8 protein-coding genes are annotated in these 8,884 nt (G+C 64.3%); 3 read left to right on the top strand and 5 right to left on the bottom strand.

The features are described from left to right. Both EN745_RS23480 and EN745_RS23475 read left to right on the top strand, forming a co-directional pair. Nucleotides 1–1,110: iron ABC transporter permease (locus tag EN745_RS23480; RefSeq protein WP_145992103.1), on the top strand; the 1,110-nt coding region annotated here is incomplete at its 5' end. Further along, the gene (locus EN745_RS23475) at nucleotides 1,107–2,189 is read left to right on the top strand and encodes an ABC transporter ATP-binding protein (protein WP_127422380.1); all 1,083 of its coding nucleotides are present in this window, start codon (nucleotides 1,107–1,109) and stop codon (nucleotides 2,187–2,189) included. The genes EN745_RS23480 and EN745_RS23475, both read left to right, overlap by 4 nt. A gap of 63 nt (nucleotides 2,190–2,252) precedes the next feature. Here the strand turns inward: EN745_RS23475 and EN745_RS23470 are convergent, their stop codons facing one another. The 5 genes from EN745_RS23470 to EN745_RS23450 all read right to left on the bottom strand — a co-directional run bounded on the left by EN745_RS23470 (nucleotide 2,253) and on the right by EN745_RS23450 (nucleotide 7,477). Then, a complete protein-coding gene (locus tag EN745_RS23470) occupies nucleotides 2,253–3,050 on the bottom strand; it encodes a phosphodiesterase (RefSeq protein ID WP_127422379.1) in 798 nt (265 codons plus the stop codon). Nucleotides 3,051–3,117: 67 nt separating this feature from the next. Continuing rightward, a complete protein-coding gene (ugpC, locus tag EN745_RS23465; protein ID WP_127422378.1) occupies nucleotides 3,118–4,218 on the bottom strand; it encodes a sn-glycerol-3-phosphate ABC transporter ATP-binding protein UgpC in 1,101 nt (366 codons plus the stop codon). A 12-nt stretch (nucleotides 4,219–4,230) separates the two neighbouring features. Further along, nucleotides 4,231–5,145 carry an ABC transporter permease subunit gene (locus EN745_RS23460; protein ID WP_127422377.1) on the bottom strand — a complete coding sequence of 305 codons (915 nt, stop codon included), beginning with the start codon at nucleotides 5,143–5,145 and terminating at the stop codon, nucleotides 4,231–4,233. 7 nt (nucleotides 5,146–5,152) lie between these two features. Continuing rightward, nucleotides 5,153–6,037 carry an ABC transporter permease subunit gene (locus tag EN745_RS23455; RefSeq protein ID WP_126058103.1) on the bottom strand — a complete coding sequence of 295 codons (885 nt, stop codon included), beginning with the start codon at nucleotides 6,035–6,037 and terminating at the stop codon, nucleotides 5,153–5,155. An 87-nt stretch (nucleotides 6,038–6,124) separates the two neighbouring features. Beyond that, nucleotides 6,125–7,477 (bottom strand): extracellular solute-binding protein, encoded by a 1,353-nt coding sequence (locus EN745_RS23450; RefSeq protein ID WP_126058102.1) that lies wholly within the window; start codon nucleotides 7,475–7,477, stop codon nucleotides 6,125–6,127. 343 nt (nucleotides 7,478–7,820) lie between these two features. Here EN745_RS23450 and EN745_RS23445 point away from each other — a divergent pair. Next, a partial coding sequence (locus EN745_RS23445; RefSeq protein WP_127422376.1) for an MHYT domain-containing protein occupies nucleotides 7,821–8,884 on the top strand: 1,064 nt, incomplete at its 3' end.

Genomic DNA, 8,884 nt, shown 5'->3' with positions numbered 1-8,884 from the left:
GTATTCGGCCAACAGATGCAGGCCGACCAGCAACGAACCGCCGCCCTTGGGCTCGGTCCGTGGCGGGTCTTCGCGCGCGTCGTGCTGCCGCAGCTCAGACTGGCCATCTGCGGCGGTTCGTTGCTGGTCGGCCTGCATCTGTTGGCCGAATACGGCCTCTATGTCTTCATCCGGTTCGACACCTTCACCACGGCGATCGTCGACCAGTTCCAGTCGACCTTCAACGGGCCGGCCGCCAACATGCTCGCCGCCGTGCTGGTGACATGCTGCTTCGTGCTGCTCGCCCTGGAGGTGCTGGTGCGCGGCGAGGAGCGCTATGCCCGCGTCGGCTCTGGGGCGGCCCGCCAGCAGCGGCGCGCCAGCCTCGGCAGCGCCACGCTGCCTTGCCTGGCGCTGCCGGCCATCGCCTCGCTGCTTTCGCTGGGCGTGCCCTCCATCACCATCGGCCGCTGGCTCGTGGCCGGCGGCGCCGAGGTCTGGCGCCTCGACGAAATCAGCCTGGCACTCGGCCAGACGCTGCTCCTGGCGATGGCCGGCGCGCTGCTCGCCACCATCGCCGCCATGCCGATGGCCTGGATTTCGATCCGCGCGCCAGGGCCGCTGCAGCGCCTGCTCGAGGGCTGCAATTATATCGTCGGCTCGCTGCCCGGCGTCGTCATCGCGTTGGCGCTGGTTACCATAACCGTGCGCGTCGCCATGCCGCTCTACCAGACACTCTTCACCATCCTCTTCGCCTACGCGCTGATGTTCCTGCCGCGCGCTTTGGTCAGCCTCAGGGCTTCGATCGCGCAGGCGCCGGTCGAGCTCGAACGCGCCGCCTCGAGCCTCGGCCGGGCGCCGCTCAAGGCACTGTGGTCGACGACCATCCGGCTTTCAGCGCCGGGTGCCGCCGCCGGCATGGCGCTTGTGGCGCTCGGCATCATGAACGAACTCACCGCCACCCAGATGCTGGCGCCGAACGGCACCCGCACGCTGGCCATGGCCTTCTGGTCCTACAGCGGCGAGATCGATTATGCCTCGGCCGCCCCCTATGCCTTCATCATGGTGACGATGTCGCTGCCGCTGACCTGGCTGCTCTATGTCCAGTCGAAGAGGATGGCCGGACGATGAGCTTCCTGGAACTGTTTGGCGTGGCCAAGCACTACGGCCCGGTGGCGGCGCTGGCCGGCGTTGACCTCAGCGTCGAGAGCGGCAGCCGCACGGCGATCGTTGGGCCATCCGGATGCGGCAAAACCACCTTGCTCAGGCTGATCGCCGGCTTCGAGGCGCCGGACCAGGGCAAGATCGTGCTCGATGGCGAGGTGCTGGCCAATGGCGGCGCTGCCGTGCCGGCGCACCGGCGCGGCATCGGCGTGGTCGCGCAGGACGGGGCGTTGTTCCCGCATCTCACCATCGCCGACAATATCGGCTTCGGCCTGGCGCGAAGCGCCGAGAAGCGTGCGGAGCACATCATCGAGCTCGCCTATATCGTCGGGCTCGACAAGGCGATCCTGAAGCGCCGCCCGCACGAGCTCTCCGGCGGCCAGCAGCAGCGCGTTGCGCTCGCCCGCGCCATGGCCATGAAGCCGCGCCTGATGCTGCTTGACGAGCCGTTCTCGGCCCTCGATACCGGCTTGCGCGCCTCCATGCGCAAGGCAGTGGCCGAGTTGCTGGAAGCCGCCGGGATCACCACCATCCTCGTCACCCACGACCAGGCCGAGGCGCTGTCCTTCGCCAGCCAGGTCGCGGTGATGCGCGACGGGCTGTTCTCGCAGGTCGGCACGCCGCGCGAACTCTATTTCCGGCCGAAGGACAGGATGGTCGCAGAGTTCCTTGGCGATGCCATCATTCTGCCGGCGAAGATCGCCGACGGTTTCGCTATCTCGCCGCTCGGCCGCATCGCCGTCGACACAGCCGAACGCCGCGATGTCGCCCGCATCATGCTAAGGCCGGAACAGGTGCTGTTGAAACGGACCTCGCGTGAAGGCATGTCGGGAACCCCGGACATGCTGTTCGGCGAGGTGACGGAATCCGAATTCGCCGGCTCGATGTGCACGATCGCGGTGCGGCTCCTGAACAGCCCCGACCCGCCGGACGCGGCGGCGATCGGCAACACGCCGCTGATCCTGCGCAAGCCCGGCATCGACGCGCCGGCGCTTGGCGAGATCGTGCGGCTGACCGTCTCCGGCAAAGCGCATGTTTTTGCCTGAGCTTCCAAGCCAAGGCGTGTTGAGATTCAGATCAGGCCGGCACCGCCTGAATATCGACACGCCTTAACGTACCCGCTCGCCCGTCGCCGGCGACCAGAGTGGCCAGGTCTCCAGAAAATCGTGGCTGTGCACGACGACGCGCTGCCCATCGATGTGGATAATCGAATAGGCGGGCGGCGCCTGCTCGACAACTTCGTCGCCCACCAAGTCGAGCACGAAGCGGGCGTGCAATCCGCGCTGCGCGGCAAACGGAATGCCGGCGACTGTGCCGGCTATGTCGCGATGGACATGGCCGAAGAAGATGTAGCGGACATTGCCGTGCCGCGTCAGGACCTCGAGCAGCCGATGCGGCTGTTCGAGCCCGAGCGGATCGAGCAGCTCGAGGCCAAGCTCGATCGGCGGATGATGCAGGAAGATATAGGCCCGGCGGCCCGCCGCCTCGCTGAGCCTGGCATCCAGCCAGGCCAGCCGCCTGTCGCATAATTCGCCGGTGACGCGGCCCTCGGCCAGGCTGTCGAGGAACAGCAGCGATGCTTCCTGCGTGTCGAAGACCGACTGCACGAAGCCATTCTCGTCGGTTGGATTTCCGGCAAAAGCCGCGACCAGGTTGGCGCGCCTGTCGTGATTGCCGGGCAGCAGCCGATAGGGGACTGAAAGCCGGGCCAGGGCTGATTGGAGGTCGGCATAGCTCTGCGCCTCGCCGGATTCGGTCAGGTCACCGGTGAAGACGCAAAGTGCCGCATCGCCGTGGCGGGCATTGATATGGTCGATGCAGCGGTCGAGCCGCTCGTGCAGGTCAGCGCCAAAGGGGATCTCGCCGCGCCGGCCGAGATGGACGTCGGTGACCTGGATGACTTTCATTGCGCGACCCTTCTTCGATCCGACAGGGAGTTGCCTTGCCGTCCATCGCAGCCGGCCGAGCGCTTGATCAGAGCGCCGGCACCGGCATCGACGCCTTGAAGACGTCAAGGCGGCTTCCCGTCTCGGACGAGAAGTAGTGCAGGTCGGCCTCGGAGAACAGCAGGCCGACGGCGCTGCCCGGCGCGGGATGGACGGTTTCCGACGTCACCACCGAAAACGCCGCACCGTCGAGATCGACATAGATGACCCGCCCGGCGCCGAGCTCTTCGACCAGATCGACGGTCGCGTCGAGCGCACCCGGCGTGCCGGGGGCGACCATGCGCACGGCCTCCGGCCGGATGCCCACCGCGATCTTGCTGCCGACCGGCAGGCCCGCGCGCGAGACGTTGAGCTTGCGGCTGCCGCCGAGCAGCGACAGGCCATCGAGCGTGACCCCGCCTACCAGCATGTTCATCGCCGGCGCGCCGACGAAGGTGGCGACGAAGCGGCTCGCCGGGCGGCTGTAGACTTCCGCCGGCGTGCCGACCTGTTCGACACGGCCGCCATTCATCACCACCAGCCGGTCTGCCAGCGTCATCGCCTCGACCTGGTCATGGGTGACGAATACCGAGGTGGCGCTCAGCCGCCGGTGCAGCTTGCGGATTTCCGAGCGCATCTGCACGCGCAGCTTGGCGTCGAGATTGGAGAGCGGTTCGTCGAAGAGGAAAACCTTCGGCTCGCGAATCATGGCGCGGCCCATGGCGACGCGCTGGCGCTGGCCGCCGGACAAGGCCATCGGCTTCCGGTCGAGCAAGTGCTCCAGTTCCAGGATGCGCGCGACCGCCTGGATGCGCTGCGCGCGTTCGGCGGCTGGAACGCCCGCCACCTTCAGCGAATAGCCGATGTTCTGCGAAACGCTCATATGCGGATAGAGCGCGTAGTTCTGGAACACCATGGCGCAGCCGCGCTCGCGCGGCTCGAGCTTGTTGACCACCTTGCCGTCGATGGCGATCGTGCCGCCTGATATCTCCTCCAGCCCGGCGATCATCCGAAGCAGCGTGGACTTGCCGCAGCCCGACGGCCCGAGGATGACGACGAATTCGCCCGACGCGATGTCGAGGTGGACGCCGTGCACGACCTGCATCTTGGCGTAGCTTTTGTAGACGTCGCGAATGGTGATCGAGGCCATCGGCTGGTCTCCCTACTTTTCTGTGGCGATGAGGCCGCGCACGAACCAGCGCTGCATGGCCACGACGACGACGAGCGGCGGCAGCATGACGATCAGCGTGCCGGCCATGGCGATGTTCCATTCGGGAATGCCGCCGACATTGGGGATGAGTTGCTTGAGCTCGGTCACCGCCGTGGCGTGGCTGGCATCGGTGGTGATGAGCAACGGCCACAGATACTGGTTCCACGCCCACAGGAACATGATTGTGCCGAGCGCCGCCATGTTGTTGCGCGACAAGGGCAGCAGGATGTCGATGAAGAAGCGCAAGGCTCCTGCACCATCCATGCGCGCGGCCTCGGTCAGTTCGTCCGGCACAGTCAGGAAGAACTGCCGGTAGAGGAACGTGCCGGTGGCGGTGGCGATCAGCGGCATGATAAGGCCGGTATAGGAATTGAGCAGCCCGAGGCTGAGTGCGACCTGCACCCCCGAGACCTTCTCGATCAGCCAGCTCAGGCCAGTCACGTCGAGGATCGCCTGATATGGCGACATGACGTTGGCGACGACCGCGTAGGTCGGCACGATGCGCACTTCCAGCGGCAGCATCAGCGTGACGAATATTAGCCAGAAGATCAGCATGCGGCCGGGATAACGGAAGTAGACGATCGAGAAGGCGGTGAGCGCCGAGATGATGACTTTGCCGGCCGCCACGCCTGCGGCCATGATAAAGCTGTTGAACAGCTTCGGCCCGAGATCGGCCGTCGTCCACGCTGCCTTGATGTTGACCCAGAAGTCGCTGCCCGGCAGCAGCGACATCGGCACGTCGTTGACATCCTTCAGATTATGCGAGGCCGCGATCGCGACGATGATGAACGGCGCCACGCAAAATGCGAAGCCGACGAACAGGATTAGATGGGTGAACAAGTTGAGGATCGGGGTGCGCTCGACCATGCCCGCCTCACTTGTAATGCACACGCCGCTCGATGAAGCGGAACTGGAAGATGGTGAGCACGATGATAAGCAGCATCAGTATGATGCTTTGCGCGGCGGCGCCGGAATAATCGAGGCCTTTGAAGCCGTCGGAATAGATCTTGTAGACCATCAGATTGGTCGCGTTCGCCGGACCGCCCGCCGTCATGATGTCGACGATGCCGAAGGAATCCTGAAAGCTCTCGGTGATGTTGATGACCAGGAGGAAAAAGATTGTCGGCGTGATCAACGGGAACTGGATATCCCGGAAACGTCTGAGAACGCCGGAGCCGTCCATCGCCGCCGCCTCGACCAGTGAGCGCGGGATTGCCTGCAGGGCTGCGAGGAAAAAGATGAAGTTGTAGCCGACATATTTCCAGGAGAACGCGATGATGACAGAAGCCATGGCGTCGGCACCATTGAGGCCGGGGTCCCAGAAGCCTGGCCAGACCTTGTTGACGGCGGCCATGAAGCCGGCTTCGGGCGCCAGGATGAAGCGGAAAGCCATCGCCAGCGCAGGTGCTGCGATGCCGTAAGGCCAGATCAGCACGACGCGGTAGAGGCGTGAGCCGGCAAGCTGGCGGTCGGTCAGGGTGGCAAGCACCAACGCGATGACCATGGCAAGGCCGGTGCTGATGCCGGCAAAGATCAGGCTGGCGGTGATCGAGTTCCAATAGTCGGTGTTGGCGAGGATCGAACGGAAATTGTCGAGCCCGACCCAGATGTTGCCGCCGCCCCAGGGTTGCTGCAGCGTCAGCGACCAGTAAACCGCCTGGCCGGCGGGCCAATAGAAGAAGGTGAAGATCAGGAGCAACTGCGGCACCGCGAACAGGATGCCGATCGACCATCTTGAGAAAGTGACGCGTTTTTCCATCGATCCGCCAAAGCCGCCGGGCGGCCAAGCCCTGATATGAAACGGCCGCCCGCCTGTTGTCGGCGGGCGGCCACGAAAAGCCGACGCTCAGGGCAGCGTCTTGTTCGCGTAGGTCTGCTGGAAGCGGTCGAGGATGGCGTCTCCATTCTTGACCAGCGTGTCGATGCCTTCCTGAACGCTGACCTTGTTGGCGAAGATCGCCTGCATCTGGGTGCCGAACTCGGCGCGGATCTGGGTGAAATTACCGAGACGGATGCCGCGGGTGATCTCGGTCGGCTCCGACGCGGTCAGGCTGGCGATGGCGACCTCGCGGCCCTTGTAGGGCGCCTTGTCGTAGAAGCCGTTGGCCTTCATGTACTCGAAGCCGGACTTCGCCACCGGGATGTAGCCGGTGTTGGTCGACCAGAAGAGCGCCGTCTTGGGATCATGGATGAAGTTGAGGAAGGCGGCGGCGCCTTTGTATTCCTCGGGCGACTTGCCGGACAGCACCCAGAGCGAGGCGCCGCCGACCAGCGAATTCTTGCGCTCGGTGCCGGCATAGACGGGCAGCTCGGCCACGTCCCAGCTCATGCCTTCCTTTTGCGTCTTGCCGACCGTGCCGTGGTCGCCGACCGAGGTCATGATGAGCTGGCAGGTGCCGGAGGCGAAGGCCTGCACCATGTCCTGGCCGAGGTCCTTCGACTTGATCTTGATCAGGCCGGCGTCGTACCACTTCTTGAGGTCGCCGACATACTGGACGAACTTGGTCTTGTTCATCTCGAGGCGGGCGTTGAGACCGTCATAGCCGTTGTTCTCGGTGGCGATCGGCTGGTTGTGGATGGCCGAGAACTGCTCCATCAATTGCCAGCTCTCGTTGCCGGAAATATTGATCGCCATCGGGCAGTCATAGCCGGCGTCCTTCAGCGCCTTGAGGTCGGCGCCGACATCTTCCCAGGTCTTCGGCGCCTCGGTCTTGCCGATCTTGGCGAAGGCGTCCTTGTTCCAGTACATCAGCGCCGTCGAGGAGTTGAACGGGAACGACAGCATCTCGCCCTTCGACGTCGCGTAATAGCGCGCGATGCCGGGGAAATAGTCGCTGTAGTCGATCTTGTAGCCGTTCTCTTCCATCAGCTTGTCGGCCGGATAGTAGGCGCCCGACAGCATCATGGTGGCGGTGCCGACATCGTAGACCTGAACGACTGTCGGCTGCTTGCCTGCGCGGAAGGCGGCGATGGTGTTCTGCAGCGTCGCGTCATAATTGCCCTGGCTGGTGCAGACCGCCTCATAGTCGGACTGCGAGGCATTGAAGTTCTTGCACAGCGTGTCGACGACGCGCGCGAGGTCGCCCGAAAGGCCGAACCAGAAATCGAATTTGACGGGCGCGGCGGCGGCAGGCTGCGCCAGCGTCAGGCCAAGAGCGCCGGCGGCAAGGGCGGCAAGGCCCTGCTTGATGATCGACATGGATTTGATTCCCTTTTGAGTGGCTGGTGACATCAGGCTGTGCGCAAGTCCTTGCCCGCTCTCATAGAGAAGGTATGTGACAGTTCTGCTGTGGCCTGCGGGTCTGTGGAAAAGCCGATTGGCACGCGGACAGGACCGCGTTTCAAAGCCTCGCCGAGTGTTTTTGACATCGGCGTCGGACAGGTGCGGCAGGCGATATTGCCGCCCCCGCATGAGATCGTCTCGGGCGCCTCTGCAACCGAACGCGCACGCCGTAGTTGCACGGGCAATAACTGATTCTTCAAGCGTCCAGCCCTAATCAATTTCATTGCTTGATTATTGCGGGAAGATCAGGTGACGCGAGATGTTGACGGTCTATAATTGTATCGTGCACGAGCATGATCTGAGATTGGTCGCACTGGCGGCACTCATCTGCGGCATTTCTTCCTTCTCGGCGGTCAATCTGCTTCGCCACGTCGACCGCTCGACCAATAGAAACCGCTATGCCTGGCTGATGATTGCCGCCACCTCGACCGGTTTCGGCATCTGGGCGACGCATTTTATCGCCATGATCGCCTTCTCGCCGGGAATACCGAACGCCTACAACACCGAGTTGTCGGTGCTTTCGCTTGCCGCGGCCGTCCTGCTTACCGCCGCCGGCATGTGGATCGCCACCTTGCGCGGCGGCATCGAGCACTACCTTGTCGGCGGCGCCGTGCTCGGTGTCGGCATCGGCACGATGCACTATACCGGCATGGCGGCGTTCGAGGTGCAGGGCCGGATCGTCTGGGATCAGCTGCTTGTCGGGATCTCGCTGGTCGCCGGCATCACGCTTGCCGCGATGTCGCTTTTTGTTGCGCTGCACCGCCCCTCGACGCTGAGAACGGTCAGCGCCGCCGTGCTTTTGACGCTGGCGATCTGCACCTTGCACTTCATCGCGATGGGGGCCGTGTCGATCTATCCGGATAGCTCGATCGAGATCTCGCAATACACGATCGAGCCAATGTCGCAGGCCTTCGCGGCGGCGGCCGCCAGCCTGGTCATCCTCGTGCTTTCGGCGGCGGCCCTGTGGATCGACCTGCGCTTCCGCCGCCACCAGGCGGAGGCCGAGCGCATGCATGGCCTGGCCAATGCAGCGGTCGAAGGCCTCATCGTCTGCGACGGCACCCGCATCGTCAGCGCCAATGACAGCATCGCGGCATTGTCCGGCATCGCCTCAACGACACTGAACACCATGGTGCTCAGCGACCTCTTCGGCGAGCGTTCCGCCACCGCCATGGCCCAAGCGGACGGGCAGGCACGGGAAACCGACCTCAAGAGCCATGACGGCACCATGATCCCCGTCGAGCTGATCGCCAGGCCCATCGACTATTGCGGCAAGCCGCACAGCGTGGTCGCCGTGCGCGACATCCGCGAGCGCAAGAAGGC

This window comes from Mesorhizobium sp. M4A.F.Ca.ET.022.05.2.1 (assembly GCF_003998845.1).
Classification (GTDB): domain Bacteria; phylum Pseudomonadota; class Alphaproteobacteria; order Rhizobiales; family Rhizobiaceae; genus Mesorhizobium.
The sequence above is the reverse complement of the archived record's forward strand: the minus strand, read 5'-3'. Positions and strand labels throughout refer to the sequence as shown.

What these genes read in the sequence shown, in the direction of transcription:
- EN745_RS23475 (WP_127422380.1), top strand. Translation starts at nt 1,107, where the DNA reads ATGAGCTTCCTGGAACTGTTTGGCGTGGCCAAGCACTACGGCCCGGTG.
- EN745_RS23470 (WP_127422379.1), bottom strand. Translation starts at nt 3,050, where the DNA reads ATGAAAGTCATCCAGGTCACCGACGTCCATCTCGGCCGGCGCGGCGAG.
- ugpC (WP_127422378.1), bottom strand. Translation starts at nt 4,218, where the DNA reads ATGGCCTCGATCACCATTCGCGACGTCTACAAAAGCTACGCCAAGATG.
- EN745_RS23460 (WP_127422377.1), bottom strand. Translation starts at nt 5,145, where the DNA reads ATGGTCGAGCGCACCCCGATCCTCAACTTGTTCACCCATCTAATCCTG.
- EN745_RS23455 (WP_126058103.1), bottom strand. Translation starts at nt 6,037, where the DNA reads ATGGAAAAACGCGTCACTTTCTCAAGATGGTCGATCGGCATCCTGTTC.
- EN745_RS23450 (WP_126058102.1), bottom strand. Translation starts at nt 7,477, where the DNA reads ATGTCGATCATCAAGCAGGGCCTTGCCGCCCTTGCCGCCGGCGCTCTT.